At 67.4% G+C, this 17,719-nt stretch carries 13 protein-coding genes; 9 read left to right on the forward strand and 4 right to left on the reverse strand.

What is annotated here, in order from left to right; genetic code table 11:
- The first annotated feature begins 22 nt into the window (after nucleotides 1–22).
- The 5 genes from folC to U4012_RS16720 all read left to right on the forward strand — a co-directional run bounded on the left by folC (nucleotide 23) and on the right by U4012_RS16720 (nucleotide 5,743).
- The gene (gene folC, locus U4012_RS16700; RefSeq protein ID WP_321800025.1) at nucleotides 23–1,333 is read left to right on the forward strand and encodes a bifunctional tetrahydrofolate synthase/dihydrofolate synthase; all 1,311 of its coding nucleotides are present in this window, start codon (nucleotides 23–25) and stop codon (nucleotides 1,331–1,333) included.
- A 29-nt stretch (nucleotides 1,334–1,362) separates the two neighbouring features.
- Nucleotides 1,363–2,205: an SPOR domain-containing protein gene (locus U4012_RS16705; protein WP_124521346.1), complete on the forward strand. Its 843-nt coding sequence runs from the start codon at nucleotides 1,363–1,365 to the stop codon at nucleotides 2,203–2,205.
- A gap of 6 nt (nucleotides 2,206–2,211) precedes the next feature.
- Nucleotides 2,212–2,706, forward strand: coding sequence for a CvpA family protein (locus U4012_RS16710; RefSeq protein ID WP_044843823.1), 495 nt, complete (start codon nucleotides 2,212–2,214; stop codon nucleotides 2,704–2,706).
- Nucleotides 2,707–2,757: 51 nt separating this feature from the next.
- Nucleotides 2,758–4,290: an amidophosphoribosyltransferase gene (gene purF, locus U4012_RS16715; protein ID WP_044843824.1), complete on the forward strand. Its 1,533-nt coding sequence runs from the start codon at nucleotides 2,758–2,760 to the stop codon at nucleotides 4,288–4,290.
- 259 nt (nucleotides 4,291–4,549) lie between these two features.
- Nucleotides 4,550–5,743 (forward strand): O-succinylhomoserine sulfhydrylase, encoded by a 1,194-nt coding sequence (locus tag U4012_RS16720; RefSeq protein ID WP_044843825.1) that lies wholly within the window; start codon nucleotides 4,550–4,552, stop codon nucleotides 5,741–5,743.
- A gap of 153 nt (nucleotides 5,744–5,896) precedes the next feature.
- On the opposite strand, the gene U4012_RS16725 is transcribed toward U4012_RS16720, so the two are convergent.
- From U4012_RS16725 to U4012_RS16735, 3 genes are read right to left on the reverse strand one after another with little or no spacing between them, the layout of a single operon-like run.
- Nucleotides 5,897–6,850 (reverse strand): NAD-dependent epimerase/dehydratase family protein, encoded by a 954-nt coding sequence (locus U4012_RS16725; RefSeq protein ID WP_124521895.1) that lies wholly within the window; start codon nucleotides 6,848–6,850, stop codon nucleotides 5,897–5,899.
- Nucleotides 6,837–7,883 carry a GDP-mannose 4,6-dehydratase gene (gene gmd, locus U4012_RS16730; RefSeq protein WP_044843827.1) on the reverse strand — a complete coding sequence of 349 codons (1,047 nt, stop codon included), beginning with the start codon at nucleotides 7,881–7,883 and terminating at the stop codon, nucleotides 6,837–6,839. Before gmd ends, U4012_RS16725 begins: the two co-directional genes overlap by 14 nt.
- A 35-nt stretch (nucleotides 7,884–7,918) precedes the next feature.
- Entirely contained in the window at nucleotides 7,919–8,983 is a 1,065-nt protein-coding gene (locus tag U4012_RS16735) for an acyltransferase (RefSeq protein WP_321800030.1), read from the reverse strand.
- A 492-nt stretch (nucleotides 8,984–9,475) separates the two neighbouring features.
- Between U4012_RS16735 and U4012_RS16740 the strand changes: the two genes are divergently transcribed.
- The 3 genes from U4012_RS16740 to U4012_RS16750 are packed head-to-tail and all read left to right on the forward strand — an operon-like array spanning nucleotide 9,476 to nucleotide 15,643.
- Nucleotides 9,476–11,668, forward strand: a complete 2,193-nt coding sequence (locus U4012_RS16740) for a hypothetical protein (protein ID WP_185735456.1) — start codon at nucleotides 9,476–9,478, stop codon at nucleotides 11,666–11,668.
- Nucleotides 11,669–11,714: 46 nt separating this feature from the next.
- Nucleotides 11,715–13,181, forward strand: a complete 1,467-nt coding sequence (locus U4012_RS16745; RefSeq protein WP_321800031.1) for a flippase — start codon at nucleotides 11,715–11,717, stop codon at nucleotides 13,179–13,181.
- Nucleotides 13,178–15,643, forward strand: coding sequence for a glycosyltransferase family 4 protein (locus U4012_RS16750; RefSeq protein WP_321800033.1), 2,466 nt, complete (start codon nucleotides 13,178–13,180; stop codon nucleotides 15,641–15,643). The genes U4012_RS16745 and U4012_RS16750 overlap by 4 nt, the downstream gene beginning before the upstream one ends.
- 528 nt (nucleotides 15,644–16,171) lie before the next feature.
- Here the strand turns inward: U4012_RS16750 and U4012_RS16755 are convergent.
- Nucleotides 16,172–17,350 (reverse strand): acyltransferase, encoded by a 1,179-nt coding sequence (locus U4012_RS16755; RefSeq protein WP_321800035.1) that lies wholly within the window; start codon nucleotides 17,348–17,350, stop codon nucleotides 16,172–16,174.
- Between the two features lie 45 nt (nucleotides 17,351–17,395).
- Between U4012_RS16755 and U4012_RS16760 the strand changes: the two genes are divergently transcribed.
- On the forward strand, nucleotides 17,396–17,707 hold the full coding sequence (locus U4012_RS16760; protein ID WP_321800189.1) for a hypothetical protein: 312 nt from the start codon (nucleotides 17,396–17,398) through the stop codon (nucleotides 17,705–17,707).
- The last annotated feature ends 12 nt before the right edge of the window (nucleotides 17,708–17,719 follow it).

Below are 17,719 nucleotides of genomic sequence, written 5' to 3' on the forward strand. Positions count from 1 at the left end.
GTACCGATTCAGATTTGATCCGATGAGCACTTTTCCCACTCTCGATGCGTGGCTTTCGCATCTCGAACGCGCGCACCCGGTCGGCATCGACATGGGCCTCACCCGCATCGGGCAGGTCAAGGCGGCGTTGCAACTCGAATTCGCGTGCCCCGTGATCACGGTCGGCGGCACGAACGGCAAGGGTTCGACCTGCGCGTTCCTCGAGGCGATCCTCGTTCACGCGGGCTACAAGGTCGGCTGCCACACGTCGCCGCACCTGCTCGAATTCGGCGAGCGTGCGCGCGTGAACGGCCAGCAGGTCAGCGACGCCGAGCTGCTGCCGCACTTCGAAGCCGTCGAAGCGGCGCGCACGTCGCTGCCGGAGCCGGTGTCGCTCACGTACTTCGAATTCACGACGCTCGCGATCCTGCACCTGTTCGCGTCGCGCGGGCTCGATGCGGTGATCCTCGAAGTCGGCCTCGGCGGCCGGCTCGATGCGGTCAACATCATCGATACCGATTGCGCGATCGTCACGAGCATCGACATCGACCATACCGAATACCTCGGCGACACGCGCGAGAAGATCGCGTTCGAGAAGGCGGGCATCTTCCGCGCGGGCAAGCCGGCGATCTGCGGCGATCCCGCGGTGCCGAACACGCTGGTCGAGCATGCCGAAGCGATCGGCGCCGACCTGTGGCTGGTCGGCCGCGATTTTCGCTACGAAGCGCAGCCGGGCGCGGAGCGCCAGCAATGGAGCTACCTCGGCCGCGAAAAGCGCTATCCGGCGCTCGCTTACCCGGCGCTGCGCGGTGCGAACCAGCTGATCAATGCATCGGCCGCGCTGGCCGCGCTCGAGGCGCTGCGCCCGGTGCTGCCGGTGTCCGCGCAGGACATCCGGCTCGGGCTCGCGAACGTCGAGCTGCCGGGGCGCTTCCAGGTGCTGCCGGGCAAGCCGGCGATCGTGCTGGACGTCGCGCACAACCCGCATGCGGCGGCCGTGCTCGAGCAGAATCTGGGCAACATGGGCTTCTTCCCGTACACGTACGCGGTGTTCGGCGCGATGCACGACAAGGACATCGACGGCGTGCTGCGGCACCTGAAGGGCGAGATCGACCACTGGTGCGTGACCGACCTGCCGCTGCCGCGCGCGGCGAGCGCGGAGCAGCTCGAAGCCGCGCTGCGCAAGGCCGGCGTGGAGGACGGGGCCGATTCGAGCGTGACGCGGTACGCGTCGCCCGCCGAAGCGTTTCGCGATGCACTAAAAAGAGCATCCGAGAATGATAGAATCGTGGTTTTCGGCAGTTTCCATACGGTGGCGGGTGTGATGGCCTACCGGAAATCGCAGCAACACTGACTGAAGGGCAGTTTCGGACTCAGCCATTCATGGGAATTTTCTCGTTCGGCAAGAAAGACGACGACGCGCCCCCGCGGCGCGGCGGTCGTACCGGGGCCTCCCGGAACGTGCGCACGGAGCGCACTGAACGCGTCGAGCGGCGCACGCGCCGCACCGAGCGTCCGGAATCGGACGCGCTGCTCCTCGATCCGACCCTTCCTGAAAAGCAACGCGCCCGCCGGCGCCTCGTCGGCGCGATCGCGCTCGTCGTCGCCGCGGTGATCGTGCTGCCGATGGTGCTCGATTCGCACCCGAAGCCGGTGACGGACGACATCGCGATCGACATTCCGAACCGGCCCGCACATCAGGCGGTCGCGCCGCGTGACGACGACGCATCCGACGTGCAGGCGGGCGTCGCGCACGACGAGCCGCCGGCCTCCGACGCCGCGGTGGCGGCCGTTCCGGCCCCCGCGGAGAAGGACACGGCCAAGCCGGCCGCGAAGCCCGAACCCTCGACGACCACGGCGAGCGTGACGCCGCCGAAGCCCGCTGCGAAGCCGGCCGCGGCCGCACCCGCGCCGAAGCCGGCCGCGCCGAAGCCGGCGCCCGCGGCGGTCGCGAACGCCGACGCCGCGGCCGACAGCGGCGACGCATCGTCGCCGGCGTCGCCGGCCGGTGCGCGCTTCGCGGTGCAGCTCGGCTCGTTCAAGGACGACGCAACGGCCCGTTCGTGGGCCACCAAGTTGAAATCGGCGGGCGTGCCCGCATATGTCGAGCATCGCAAGCAGGCGGACGGCAGCACGGCTAGCCAGCTGCGTGCCGGCCCGTTTGCGGATCGCGCGGCGGCGTCCGCCGCGATCGCGAAGGTGCGCGAAGCCGGACTCACGCAGTAACGTGCGATGCTGACGGCTTTCGACTACGCTGTATTGGCGGTGATCGCGTTGTCTGCGCTGCGTGGCGCGTGGCGCGGTTTCGTCTCCGAGATTTTCGGGCTGATCGGCTGGATCGCGGCGATCGCGATCGCCGCCCGTTATGTCGGACTGGTCGTGCCGTATATCCCGGCGAACTGGCCGGGCGGCGCGCTGACACAGTGGGTGATCGCGTTCGCGCTGATCGTGATCGGCGTCGTGTTCGTCGCGGGTGTCGCGAACGCGCTGTTGTCGCGGATCGCGCAGGCGACGGGCCTCGGCGGGGTCGATCGCTCGCTGGGCATGATGTTCGGGCTCGTCCGCGGCTGCGTGCTGGTGGTGCTGCTGGTCGCGGCGGCCGGGCTGACCGAATTGCCCAAACAGGATTTCTGGCGCAATGCGCTATTGCGTCCTTTCGCCGAACAGGGCGTGCACGAGCTGAAGCAGCTCCTGCCCGACGGCATGGCCCAGTATGTACGCGTGTGACGACGCGGCCGGGCAGGACGGAACCGATTTTGTCATCTTGAAGGACATGCCATGTGCGGCATCGTAGGTGTTATCTCCCAAGCCCCCGTCAATCAGCTGATCTATGACAGCCTGCTGCTGCTGCAGCATCGCGGTCAGGACGCAGCGGGCATCGCGACGGCGGACGGCAGCAATTTCCACATGTACAAGGCGAACGGCATGGTGCGCGACGTGTTCCGCACGCGCAACATGCGCAGCCTGCCCGGCACCTTCGGCATCGGCCAGGTCCGCTATCCGACGGCCGGCTCGGCGTCGAGCGAAGCCGAGGCGCAGCCGTTCTACGTGAACGCGCCGTTCGGGATCATCCTCGCGCACAACGGCAACCTGACGAACTGGGAACAGCTGAAGGACGAGATGTTCCGGATCGACCGCCGGCACATCAACACCAATTCCGACAGCGAAGTGCTGCTCAACGTGTTCGCGCACGAGCTGCAGCTGTCGACGACGGGCCTCGAACTCGATCCGGCCGCGCTGTTCAAGGCGGTCGAGGGCGTGCATCGCCGCCTGCAGGGCTCGTACGCGATCGTGTCGCTGATCGCCGGCTACGGCCTGGTCGCGTTCCGCGATCCGTTCGGCATCCGTCCGCTCTGCATCGGCAAGCTCGAGACCGAACACGGCACCGAATGGATGGTCGCGTCGGAGTCGGTGGCGGTCGAAGGCATCGGCTTCGAATTCGTGCGCGACGTGCAGCCGGGCGAAGCGATCTTCATCGACAAGGCCGGCAACTTCCACAGCCAGCAGTGCGCGGAGAACCCGACGCTGAATCCGTGCATGTTCGAATACGTGTATCTTGCGCGTCCGGATTCGTGCCTCGACGGCGTGCCCGTCTACAACGTGCGCCTGCGTATGGGCGACTACCTCGCCGAGAAGATCAAGCGCGAGCTGCCGAACGTGCCGATCGACGTCGTGATGCCGATTCCCGATTCGTCGCGTCCGGCAGCGATGCAGGTCGCCGCGAAGCTCGGCGTCGAGTATCGCGAAGGCTTCTTCAAGAACCGCTACGTCGGCCGTACCTTCATCATGCCGGGCCAGGCCGTGCGCAAGAAGTCGGTGCGCCAGAAGCTCAATGCGATGAGCATCGAGTTCAAGGACAAGCACGTGCTGATCGTCGACGATTCGATCGTGCGCGGCACGACCTCGCACGAGATCGTGCAGATGGCGCGCGATGCGGGCGCGAAGTCGGTGATCTTCGCGTCGGCGGCGCCGCCCGTGAAGTTCCCGAACGTGTACGGCATCGACATGCCGACGCGCGGCGAGCTGGTCGCACACGGCCGCACCGACGAGGAAGTCGCGAAGATCATCGGTGCCGACCACCTGATCTATCAGGACGTCGACGACCTGCGCCGCGCGGTGCGCGACATCAACCCGAAGCTCGAGGGCTTCGAGGCGTCGTGCTTCGACGGCAACTACATCACCGGCGCCGTGACGCCCGAGTACCTCGATGCGATCGAGCGCGCCCGTCTCGCACCGGCGTCGCAGGCCGATCGCGACACGGCGGGCGACACCGCGCGTTCGCAGATGAACCTGCAGTTGTCGGTCGAGTGATGCCGGCGCACGCTTCGGATGAAGCGTGATAGGATGTGGCCTTGCGTCGATTTGATTCAGCTTGCGGACGCGGGGCGACTTCCCAAAACAGCTAAAGCGAAGGCCGGCGGCAGCCGGCCCGAGTCAATCGCTGTCGTACCGCACCGAAGCCCGCTGATGCCGACGCATAGCGGGCTTTTTGTTTTGGCCTGATTTTTGTGGCTGGGCGCGCGCCGGACGCACGACCTTCGGCGCGACCCTCGAATACGGATAACGGAACATGGACGACTCCCTCAACTTCGACACGCTCGCCGTGCGCGCGGGCACGCTGCGCAGCAGCGACTTCAACGAGCACTCGGAAGCGCTGTTCCTCACGTCGAGCTTCTGCTTCACGAGCGCGGCCGAGGCAGCCGAGCGCTTCGCGAATTCGGAAGACTACTTCACCTATTCGCGCTTCACGAACCCGACCGTCACCATGTTCCAGGATCGTCTCGCCGCGCTCGAAGGCGGCGAGGCCTGCATCGCGACGGCGTCGGGCATGGCCGCGATCATGTCGGTCGTGATGTCGGCACTGCAGGCGGGCGATCACCTCGTCAGCTCGCGCAGCCTGTTCGGCTCGACGCTCGGGATGTTCTCGCAGATCTTCAGCAAGTTCGGCATCACGACGACCTTCGTCGATCCGACCGACCTGAACGCATGGCAGGAAGCGGTGCGGCCCGAGACGAAGATGTTCTTCCTCGAAACGCCGTCGAACCCGCTGACCGAACTCGCCGACATCGAGGCGATCGGCAAGATCGCGAAGGCCGCGAACGCGCTGTTCGTCGTCGACAACTGTTTCTGCAGCCCGGTGCTGCAGCAGCCGCTGAAGCTCGGCGCGGACGTCGTGATGCACTCGGCGACGAAGTTCCTCGACGGCCAGGGCCGCGTGCTCGGCGGCGCGCTGGTCGGCTCGAAGGAATTCATCATGGGCAAGGTGTTCCCGTTCGTGCGCAGCGCGGGCCCGACGCTGTCGGCGTTCAACGCGTGGGTGCTGCTGAAGGGGATGGAGACGCTGTCGCTGCGCGTCGAGAAGCAGTCGGCGAACGCGCTGGAAATCGCGCGCTGGCTCGATTCGCATCCTGCGGTCAAGCGCGTGTTCTATCCGGGGCTCGAATCGCATCCGCAGCACGAACTCGCGAAGCGTCAGCAGAAGGCCGGCGGCGCGATCGTATCGTTCGAGCTGAAGGGCGACACGCCGGAGCAGCAGCGCGCGAACGCGTGGCGCGTGATCGACAGCACGAAGCTGGTCTCGATCACCGGCAACCTCGGCGACACGCGCACGACGATCACGCATCCGGCGACGACGACGCACGCGCGCATCACGCCGGAAGCGCGTGCGGCCGCGGGGATCACCGAAGGGCTGATCCGCCTCGCGGTCGGCCTGGAAAACGCGGGCGACCTGCGCAACGATCTCGCGCGCGGCCTCGAGGGCTGAGCGCGGCGGCACTGATTTCAGGGCCGGCATGACGACGGGCCGCTCGACATGAACTGCACCCCAAAAGTTGGACTAGATCCAATCTTTGGGGTGCAGTTCAGGGCGGCCCGTTTTCTTTTCAGTCGGCGACGAACGCGTGTTGCGTTGCCGGAATCAGCCGGCCCGCGCGTCGCGCATCGCGTCCATCATCCAGCGCAAGGTTTCGTCGAGCGGCGTCACGGGCAGCTCGCCCACCGCGCGCCGCAGCTTGTCGCGCGACCCGCTCAGGCTTTTTACTTCGTTATGCCGAACGAAGCGCGGATCGATCGTCACGTCGATCACGTAACCGGCGATTCGCGACAGCATCGCCAGCACTTCCTTCAGCGAATACGCGCGCTCCGAGCAGATGTTGAACGTCTCGCCGGCCGGCGCGGCTTCGAGCAGCTTCAGATAGGCGGCCGTCACGTCGCGCACGTCGGAGAAATCGCGGCTCACGTCGAGATTGCCGAGCGAGATGCGCGGCGCGTTGCGCGCATAGTGCGACACCAGCTTCGGCAGCAGATAGGCATCGTCCTGGCCGACGCCCGTGTAATTGAACGGCCGCGCGATCACGATCGGCAGGCGGTCGGCCCACAGCTTCGCCGCGTATTCCATCGCGAGCTTGCTGACCGCGTAGTCGTTCGCGGGCGCGGGCGCGACGCTTTCGTCGAGCACGCCGGCCGTCGAATTGCCGTAGATGTTCGCGCTGCTGGCGAGCAGCACCGCCGACGGGCGGCGGTCGAGGCCCGCGAGCGCGGCCAGCAGGTTGCGCGTGCCGACGATGTTGACCGCGTAGGTCTGCGACGGCTCGTCCTGCGCGACGTGCGCGCGCGCGGCGAGGTGCACGACCGCATCGGGCCGCGCATCGGCGAGCGCCGCACGGGTCGCGTCCGCATCGAGCAGGTCGACCGGCAGCAGCGTGCAGTGGGCGAGCGCCGGATCGTCGGGCCGCGCCGCGCCGGGCGCCACGGTGCCCCACACGTCGTAGCCGGCCGCAGCGAGCCGCTGCGCCATGTAGCGGCCGGTGAAGCCCGCCAGGCCCGTGACGAACGCCCGGCGCGACGGGCGCCTGGCTTCAGTACGTGTCATGGTGCCGGTTCCGCGTCAGATCCGCTTCGACCATCATCTGGCAGAGCTGTTCGAGCGTCGTCTCCGGCGCCCAGCCCAGCTTGGCTTTGGCTTTGTCGGCGGAGCCGATCAGCAGGTCGACTTCGGCAGGGCGGTAGAACTTCGGATTCACTTCGACGAGCACGTCGCCGTTCGACGCGTCGAGGCCGCGTTCCTGCTCGCCCTTGCCGGTCCATTCGATCTGATAGCCGGCGGCCGCGAACGCCATCTGCACGAAGTCGCGCACGGTCTCGGTGCGGTTGGTCGCGAGCACGTAGGTGTCGGGCTCGTCGGCCTGCAGCATCCGCCACATCCCTTCGACGTATTCGAGCGCGAAGCCCCAGTCGCGCTTCGCGTCGAGGTTGCCGAGCTCGAGCCGGGTCGCCTTGCCGAGCTTGATCTTCGCGACGGTGTCGGTGATCTTGCGCGTGACGAACTCGCGGCCGCGCAGCGGCGATTCGTGGTTGAACAGGATGCCGCTGCAGCCGAACAGGCCGTAGGACTCGCGGTAGTTCACGGTCATCCAGTGCGCGTACAGCTTCGCGACGCCGTACGGGCTGCGCGGGTAGAACGCGGTCGTCTCCGTCTGCGGGATCGCCTGCACCTTGCCGAACATCTCGGACGTCGACGCCTGGTAGAAGCGCGTCTTCGGGCTCACCACGCGGATCGCCTCGAGCAGGTTCAGCGGGCCGACGCCCGTGACCTCGGCGGTCGTCGCCGGCTGGTCGAACGACACGCCGACGAAGCTCTGCGCGGCCAGGTTGTACAGCTCGTCGGGCTGCGTGCGTTCGAGCAGCCGCAGGCTGGAGCCGGCATCCGTCAGGTCGTGCTCGACGAGCGACAGGTTCGGGTGCGTGTCGACGCCGAGCTCGGCGATGCGCCAGAAGTTGACCGAGCTGGTGCGGCGGTAGGTGCCCGTGACTTCGTAGCCCTTGTCGAGCAGCAGCTTGGTCAGGTAGGCGCCGTCCTGCCCGGTGATCCCCGTGATGATGGCCTTCTTGCGAGTTTGGCTCATGGCAATGTCCTGGTCGAAACGATGGATTGAGAAAGTCAGGCGGTCGTGCGCGCGGCGGCGGGTACCGTGCTGTGCGCGGGGCCGCGGGTCAGGCGCCGCTCGAAGCCGTACCAGCTCACGGTGGCGTATACGAGCGTGATGGCCAGCGCGAGCGCGGCCGTGACGAAGCGGTTCAGGTGCAGCGGCCACAGCGCGTACAGCACGCTCAGGTGAATCAGGTAGACGGTGTAGCTGACGGTGCCGACGTACACGAGCAGCGGGTTCGTCAGCACGCGCTGCACGACGCCGCGTCCGCGCAGTGCGATCACGACGATCGACGTGCACAGCAGCAGCGAGATGCTGTAGAGCGCGGCGTTCGACAGCGGCGTGTTCGCGGCGCGGAAACGCGGGAACGACAGGTGCAGCCAGCCGAGGATCGCGAGCGACACGAGTGCGCCGACGATCGCGAGCGGATAGAACGGCTCCAGCGCGCGCCGGTCGCGGCGCAGCACGATCGCGAGCAGCGCGCCAGCGGCGAGCAGGTCCATCCGGAACGGCGTCAGGTAGTAGATCGGCCAGAACGAATCGAACCACGGCGTCGCGATCGCGCGCAGCACGGGCGCCGCGACGATCAGCGCGGCGGCGATCCACAGCAGCGCGCGCTCCGAACACCACAGCACGACGAACGGCCAGAAGATGTAGAACTGCTCCTCGACGGCGAGCGACCACAGCACGTTCAGGCTGTCGTGGCCGATGCTGCCGAGCGACAGCCCGATGTTGGTCGAGAAGAACGCGAACCACGGCCAGTGCGGCAGCCAGCTCGCGCCGAACAGCAGCGTCGACACGACCAGCAGCAACACGTACGGCGGCAGGATCCGGCGCACTCGGCGCGCGTAGAAGTGGCTGAAGTACGACTGTCCGCGCGCTTTGCGCTCGAGCAGGATGCCGGTGATCAGCAGGCCGCTCAGCACGAAGAACAGGTCGACGCCCATCCACAGCGGCGCCTTCAGCGCGTGTTGCAGGAACACGGCGCCGACGGCGATCGCGCGCAGCCCGTCGAGCTGCACGATGCGGCCGTGTTGCGGCGGGGCGAGGTCGGCGGTGCGCGAGATGCCCGTCATCGCGCGACTCCTTCGCGACGCGCGGCCGATGCCGACGCGCGCCGCGTATTCGATGCGTGAACGTAATGCATGCGTTTAAAGGAAATATTGATTCGAAATCGATTCTAGGGAAAAGAAATCGGCAAAAAAACGCATGTCATTTATTCGGCTGAAAACATTCAAATGCCGGTCGTTTCAATCACGAGATGAAAGATTTGCAGGCCAGGTAGCCCGTCGGACGGGCCGGAGCGGAATTTTCTACGGATCGTCGCGTGAAAGGCGGTCGTTATTTCCGCTTCGCCGGGGCTATTCCGGACGATTCCGGTTCAATATTTCAGGCGGAAACATCCCCAAATATTTCCAAATTTCTTGTGATTATTTTTGCTTGTAACCTGCATCGCGACGTTTGAAACCTATTTAGCGACAGGTCATCCAGGCAGGCAGCACGCCACGGCGCCGGTCGCTTTTGCATCGAGTCTGGAGAGCGCATTGCGACGTCTGATTCTGGTTGGCATGACGGTATGCGCGGCGCTGTCCGCGAGCGCCGCACCGGCTGAAACCGTGTTGCCCGCGACCACGTCGTGGATCGGCAACACGTTCGGTTATGGCGACGGCAGCTGGACGCAGATCGACATTCGCGCGATCGCGGTGACGCCCGACGGCAAGGTGTATACGAACGCGCCGTGGGACGAGAGCGGCGCCGAGGCGAGCGTCTACCAGGACGGGAAGATGCTCGGCTTCGCCGGCGGCACGCATGGCTGGGGCAATCTCGGCGGCAACGCGGTCGCGGTGAACGGCAAGTATGCGTACGTCGCGATCGGCGTCGGCAACGAGCGCGGCCATCTGCAGTCGCCCGGCATCTGGCCGGACAAGGGCAAGCAGTGGTACGGCATTTCGCGGCGCACGATCGGCGACATGAAGCAGCCCGCGCCGTTCCGCGCGGCGCCGCAGGTCGCGCCCGGCGGGCGCGCCGATGCCGGCCGGGCGCGGATGGCCGCGAGCTTCATGGTGATGAACGAGGTGGCGGCACCCGCGCGGTCGGAGGTCGGTGAGCTGAAGGCGGAAGTGGGCGGCCTCGCGGCCGACGACAAGACGTTGTTCGCGACGAATCCTTCGCATGACGAAGTCGACGTGTACGACGCCGAAACGATGCAGAAGAAGGGCACGTGGAGTGCGCACGAGCCGGGCCGCATCGCGCTCGCCGGCGACGGCACGCTGTGGCTGCTCACCGATACGCTCAACGGGCCCGCGCACCTCGTGCACGTGCGCGCGGACGGCCGCAAGCTCGACGACGCGCCCGCGCTGCCCGAGGGGACCGATGCGGTGGACGTGGCGGTCGACGCGAAAGGGCGCGTGCTGGTCGCGGACAACGGCCCGCGCCAGCAGGTGCTGATTTTCTCGAAAGGCGGCAACGGCTATGCGCCGTCCGGCACGCTCGGCGAGCGCGGCGGGATCTTCGCGGGCCCGGTGCCGGGCCGCCCCGGGCCGCAACGTTTCAACGGGCTGACGGGCGTGGGCGTCGATCGCGCGGGCAACGTGTACGTGTCGATGAACGGCATCGGGCCGCGCCACGACACGATCGGCGCGGGGCTCGGCGCGGTGCTCGAGAGCTACACGCCGGACGGCAAGCTGCGCTGGCAGGTGCAGGGGCTGCTGTTCGTCGACGGCGCGTGGCTCGATCCCGCACGGCCGAACAGCGTGTACACGGGCAACAAGCGCTTCGAGCTCGACCTGTCGAAGCCGCCCGGCCAGGACTGGAAATACGCCGGCTTCCTGTCGAACCGCTTCAAGTATCCGGACGATCCCGTGTTCCACACGGACCAGTACCCCGGCATGCCGTTCGCGCGGCGCGTCGACGGCCGCACGTTCCTGTACCTGACCGACATGTACGCCGATCACCTGAAGATCTACCGCTTCGACGCGAAGCGCGACGGCGAGGTCGCGATTCCGTCGGGCCTGATCGCGGGCCGTGCGCGGCCGGTCGACAAGGTGCCGAACAAGCCGCCGGGCGGCGACTGGATCTGGCGCGACGCGAACGGCAACGGCCGGCTCGACGAGGACGAGTTCACGACCAACACGACCGGCAAGGCGAAGGCGGGCGGCTGGGGCTGGTGGGTCGACACGAAGGGCGACATCTGGCGCACGAGCGACGTGCGCGGGATTCATCGCTTCGGCTACGGCGGCGTCGACAAGGCCGGCAACCCGATCTATTCGTACGACAAGGTCACGACCTATCCGATGCCGCAGCCGTTCACGCAGCTGCGCCGCGCGATCTACGAGCCGCAGACGGACACGCTGTACGTGACGGGCTACACGGCCGACGCGCCACCGCAGCCCGGCATCAACAAGGAAGTCGGCCGCGTGCTGGTGCGCTTCGACAAGTGGTCGAGCGGCTCGCCGGTGGTGCGCTATACGGTCGCGCTGCCGTGGCAGCTCGACGCTAAGCCGATCCTCGATCTGATCGGCATCACGGTCGAGGGCCGCTACATCTTCACGGTGGAGCCGGTCGGGAAGATCCACGTGTACGACAAGGAAACCGGCAAGGAGGTCGGCGTGATGAGCCCGGGCGCCGAGGTCGGCAAGGCGTCGGGCTGGGTCGACGTGCCGTTCGGCATCAGCGCGTTCCGGCGCGAGAACGGCGAATACCTGGTGTTCGTCGAGGAAGACGCGCGCGGCAAGGTGCTGATGTATCGCTGGAAACCGTGACGGGCGGCGCACCGTCGTTGCAGTCGCCGTCACACAAGGCAGAAGCATGGACAAAGGCATACTCAAGAACGTTTCGATCAACTTCATCGGGCTGATCCTGCCGACCTTCGTGTCGCTGGTGACGGTGCCCGCGTATATCCACGCGCTGGGCGTCGAGCGCTACGGCGTCGTCAGCCTCGTGTGGACGCTGATCGGTTATTTCGGGATCCTCGATCTCGGGATGAGCATGGCCGCGCAGAACCACATCTCCAAGGCGCTCGCGAGCGGCGACGCCGACGAAAGCGCGCGCGTGTTCTGGAGCGCGTTCTGGCTGAATCTCGGCACCGGCGTCGTCGGCGGGCTGCTGATCTATTTCGGCGCGTTCATCTACACCGAGTACTTCACGAAGGTGTCGGCGGCGATGCAGCACGAGGTGTATCTCGCGCTGCCGTGGCTCGCGCTCGCGATTCCGCTCGCGAACGTGTCGTGGGTGTTCGCCGGCGCGATCAACGGCGCCGAACGGTTCGGCGTGTTCAACACGAACCAGACGATCGGCACGTTCCTGTTCCAGCTGCTGCCGCTCGGCGCCGCGTGGTGGATCGCGCCGAACCTGCAGACGGTGCTCGCCGCCGCGGTCGTCGCGCGGCTGATCGCGGCGGTGATGCTCGGTCACGCGAGCATCAAGGTGCTCGGGATCCGGCGCATCGACCCGCCGCAGTGGGGCACCGCGAAAGGGCTGTTCAACTTCGGCGGCTGGATGCTGATCGCGAGCATGGCGAGCATGATCGCCGACACGCTCGATCGCGTGATGCTCGGCGCCGGCATGGGCGCGAAGTTCGTCACCTACTACACGGTTCCGCAGAACCTCGTCACGCGGCTGAACATGCTGCCGAACGCGCTGGTGCGCACGCTGTTCCCGCGCCTGTCGGCGGTCGGCCGCGATCACGCGGACACGCTCGCGCGCCAGTCGCTCGAATTCCTGAACGGCGTGTTTACGCCGGTCGGCATCGTCGCGATCTTCGCGCTCGCGCCGTTCCTCACGCTGTGGGTCGGCGCCGATCTCGCCGCGCATTCCGCGCCGGTCGGGCGCGTGCTGGTGATCAGCGTGTGGCTCGTCGGACAGGCGAGCGTCACGCGGATCCTGATCCAGTCGCAGGTCAACCCGGCGCGCGCCGCGTTCGCCGGGCTCATCGAGATGCCGTTCTTCGTCGGCGGCCTGTGGTTCGGCATTCATCACTTCGGGCTGATCGGCGCGGCGGTGGTCGTCGCGACCCGCGCGCTGGTCGACTACGGCGTGCTGCTTTACCTGTCGGCGATCCGGATGCGCGCGATCGTGCTCGACATGCTCGCGCATCTCGCCTTCCTGCTCGCGAGCCTGTTTCTCGCGCAAGCGTGGTCGGGGCTCGGCGAGTCGATCGGCCTCTGCGCGGTCGTGCTGGTGCTGAACCTGGCGTGGTCGTTCACGATGACGCCGGCCTTGCGCGCGCTGGTGCGTGACTTGTTCGTCCGTCTCAATGCGAGGAAAACCGTATGAATCGCGATCTGGCGGAACACGCCATCCTGAACCTCGCCACGGCCGATGCCGCCGCGGCCGAAGCCGGCGACGCCGCCACGCTGCGCCGGGGCAAACCGGCCGGGCAGGCGAGCGCACGCGATGCGTCGCGCCCGCTGCGCGTGGCGATCGTCCACGACTGGCTCGTCACGTACGCCGGCGCCGAGCGCGTGCTCGAACAGATCGTCGCGTGCTTTCCCGACGCGGACCTGTTCAGCCTCGTCGATTTTCTCGACGACCGCGCGTTCGTGCGCGGCAAGCCGGTGACGACCTCGTTCATCCAGAAGCTGCCGTTCGCACGCACCAAGTACCGCAGCTACCTGCCGCTGATGCCGCTCGCGATCGAGCAGCTCGACGTGTCCGACTACGACCTCGTGATCTCCAGCAGCCACGCGGTCGCGAAGGGCGTGCTGACCGGGCCGGACCAGATGCACATCAGCTACGTGCATTCGCCGATCCGCTACGCGTGGGACCTGCAGCACCAGTATCTGGAACAGTCGAACCTGACGCACGGGCCGAAGTCGCTGCTCGCGCGGATGATCCTGCATTACATCCGCAACTGGGATACGCGCACCGCGAACGCGGTGGACGGCTTCGTCGCGAACTCCGCGTTCATCGCGCGCCGCATCCGCAAGGTGTATCACCGCGACGCGGCGGTGATCTTCCCGCCGGTCGACGTGGACGGCTTCTCGCTGAACGAGGTGAAGGACGATTTCTACCTGACCGCGTCGCGGATGGTGCCGTACAAGAAGATCGACCTGATCGTCGAAGCGTTCTCGCGCACGCCGGAGCGCAAGCTCGTCGTGATCGGCGACGGCCCGGAGATGCAGAAGATCCGCGCGAAGGCCGGCCCGAACGTCGAGATCATGGGCTACCAGCCGTTCGCGGTGCTGCACGACCGGATGCGGCGCGCGAAGGCGTTCGTGTTCGCGGCCGAGGAGGATTTCGGGATTTCGGTGGTCGAGGCACAGGCGTGCGGCACGCCCGTGATCGCGTACGGCAAGGGCGGCGCGCTCGAGACCGTGCTCGAGCCGCGCTCGCACGCGCAGCCGACCGGGCTGTTCTTCGACGAACAGACGCCGCATGCGATCGTCGCGGCGGTCGACGATTTCGAGCGCGCGCCGCAGCGCTTCACGGCGCACGCGTGCCGCGCGAATGCGGAGCGCTTTTCCGCCGACACGTTCCGGCGGCGCTTTCTCGATTACGTGGAGACGGCGCTGCCCGGCTCGACCGCGCAGCGCGGCACGGCCGTCGCGCCGATGCCGGCCGCGCGCGGCCCGGCGACGCTCGTGCTGGACCAGAGCGGCGTGCTCGGCGGTGCGGAGCTGTCGCTGCTGGAGATCATGAAGCACATGCGCGCGAACGCCGATGTGCTGCTGTTCGACGACGGCCCGTTCCGCGCGGCGCTCGACGAGATCGGCGCGCGCGTCGACGTGCTCGACCAGGGTGCGCTCGCCGGGGTGCGCAAGCAGGGCGGCGTATCGGCCGGCGCGTTGAAGCAGCTGTTCGCGCTCGTGCGCGACGTCGCGCGGCGCGCACGCCGCGCCGAGGTGATCTATGCGAACACGCAGCGCGCGATGGTGGTCGCCGCGCTGGCCGGGCGGCTCGCGCGCAAGCCGGTGGTCTGGCACCTGCGCGACATCGTCAGCGGCGACCATTTCGGCAGCAAGCAGCTGATGGCGATCAAGTACTGCGCGCGGCTCGGCGTCACGCGCGTGATCGCGAACTCCGACGCGTCCGCGCAGGCATTTCGTGCGCTGACGGGCTTCACGCCGCAGCACGTCGACGTCGTGTTCAACGGCATTTCGGCCGAACCGTTCGACGCGCTGGACGATGCGAGCCAGGCCGCGCTGCGCGCGCGCTTCGGGCTGCCCGAGCACGCATGGCTGGTCGGCTCGTTCAGCCGCCTCGCGCACTGGAAGGGGCAGCACCTGCTGCTGGAGGCCGCGGCTCGCCATCCCGGCATGCACGTGGTGCTGGTCGGCGCGCCGCTGTTCGGCGAGGACGAATACGCGGCGCAGCTGCACGAGATCGTCGCGCGTCACGGGATGGACGACCGTGTCCATTTCCTCGGCTTCCAGCGCGACGTGGCCGCGTGCATGAAGGCGGTCGACGTGGTCGCGCATACGTCGATCACGCCGGAGCCGTTCGGGCGCGTGATCGTCGAGGGCATGCTCGCGCGGCGGCCGGTGGTCGCGGCTCGCGCGGGCGGGGTCGTCGAGATCATCGAGGACGGCGAAAACGGGCTGCTTTGCGAGCCGGGCAACGCGGCCGCGCTGGCCGACGCGCTGGGCAGGCTGCAGCGCGACGCCGCGCTGCGCGAGCGGCTCGTCGTGAGCGGGCGGGCGACCGCGGTGCGCCGGTTCGGCACCGAAACCTATGTGGCGCGGGTCGAGAAGATCCTCGCGGATACGGCGAAGGCTGCGAAGGTGAAGAAGCGGTAGGTGGCGGCACGCGAAGCGTGTCGTCGTGAACCGGCGGTACCCGGCCCCCATGCGGCGATGCGCTGCATGGGGGCTTTGCGCTTTGGGTGGGGCCGAGACTATCGCGCACCGGGCACGCCGCACGTGACGAATCCGTAATCTGCGCAAAGGCGAGCGATTGCGTGAGCATGAGCGGCGGAATCCGGGGCCGGCCCGGGTCGCGGGATGCGGGCTGCAACGACGATGCGCTCGGGCGGCGGAGCGATGCGTCGCAGCGGGCGTGAATCCGGCCGCCGCCCGGTTCGTAATCGCTTCGCGGGACGCCAGGAGCGGCGCCGTGTGGTCCTGCCGCGGATCGCGTGAGGGGTCGGGCGACGCGACCGCCGTGCAGCCGCCCAGGCGGCGCATGACGCCGCGGCTTGCGTACTTCGGTGCGTCGTGCCCGCCGCGTCGCGACGCGCAAATGCATCCTCGCGCCGTCCTGCCCGTAAAAAGGCCCCCGCGCAGCCTGACGCCGGGCGGGGGCCGCGAGCGCGCGAACGGCGCCGTTCAGGCGGCCCGTTCGGGGGCCGGTGCGACGACGCGGGCGGTGCGGGTCGGCTTCAGGCTGGCCGCCCACATCATCGCCGGGCGTTCGAACAGCCGGTAGAACACGTAGGCGACCGGAATCGCGGCGGCCATGAACGCGATCGACGGCCAGATCGACAGTTGCAGTTCGGAGTGGAACAGCACCGAGCCGAGGCAGACGAACAGCGGCAGATGGATCAGGTACAGCGAGTAGCTGAAGTCGCCGAACCAGCCGAGCACGCGCAGCAGCGGCGTCGGGCGCGGCGGGCAGGCGAGCGCGCGGTACAGGAAGCACGCGAAGCCGGCCGCCCACAGCTGGAACGCGCCGTACTGGCCGAAATGGAACGCGCCGCAGCCTGCGGCCAGCAGCACGGCCGCCGCGAGGTACCACGCGCGCGACGGCACGGCGGCCGTGCCGCGCACCGGCTGCGCGCGCACGTCGGCGATCCATGCGCCGACGGTCCAGGACAGCCAGTACGACGTGAAGAACTGCAGGTCGTGCCGTTCGAGCAGCCACGCCGACGCGACGTTGACGAGCGCGACGGCCGCCACGATGGCCGGCATGCCGATGCGCCGGCGCAGCGCGAACAGCAGCGGGTAGATCGCGTAGAACTGCACTTCGAGCGACAGCGTCCACAGCGCGCCGTTCGACCCGTACGTGTAGCCGGCGACGCCTTGCAGCGAGAACAGGTTCACGAGGAACGCGGTGATGCCGACGTCGCGGATCTTGTGGCTGACCGGCTCGATCTGCAGGCTGACCGCGTCCATCGCGAGCGTGAACAGCAGCGCGGCGAGCAGCACCGGGTAGATGCGCGCGAAGCGGCGCGCCCAGAAGTTCGGCGCGTCGAGCCGGTACGCGGGGTTGGCCGCGAGCTTGAGCGCTGCATTGCGGTGGATGCAGTAGCCGCTGATCACGAAGAAGATCGGCACGCCGGCGGAGCCCCATGCGAACGGGAAGGTCAGGTAGCCGGCGATCGCGCTCGGGCTCAGCGCATGACCGTAAGCGTGATGGAAGCTCTGCATGCCGACCCAGACGACCTGGCGGCAGTGGAAATAGGCGACGAGCAGCGCCGCGAACCCGCGCATCGCGTCGATCACGTGTTCCTTGTGGTCGGCGACGGGCGGCGGCGCAGCCAAAGACGATCCGCTGAAAGCTTGCATGCGATTCGATTCCTTGCGACGGATGAAGGGGATGGTCCAATCGTAATGCGCAAGAATTCGCTCGAATCAATAAAAAAATCGCGCCGGGAAATAGTGGTATTTCAGATGGTGGTGTTATTCCGGTCTGAAAGCGGTTTCGCCGCCGCCACAATTATTTGCCGATTTTTTTCTGATAGTTTGAAGCTCCAGTTGATTGATGCAAGGAGCGGCAAGATGGACATGCATTGGATCGCGAGCGCGGCAGTACTGCTGGTCATGGCCGTGCTGTCGGCGTACCGCGAGGCGCTGAAGAACGAGCCGATTCGCCCGGGGCTCGAGCGGGGCGGCGTCCCGTATATCGAGGAATTCGAATCGTAAGAATTTGTATCC

It is taken from the genome of Burkholderia sp. BCC1988, assembly GCF_905339895.1.
Classification (GTDB): Bacteria; Pseudomonadota; Gammaproteobacteria; order Burkholderiales; family Burkholderiaceae; genus Burkholderia.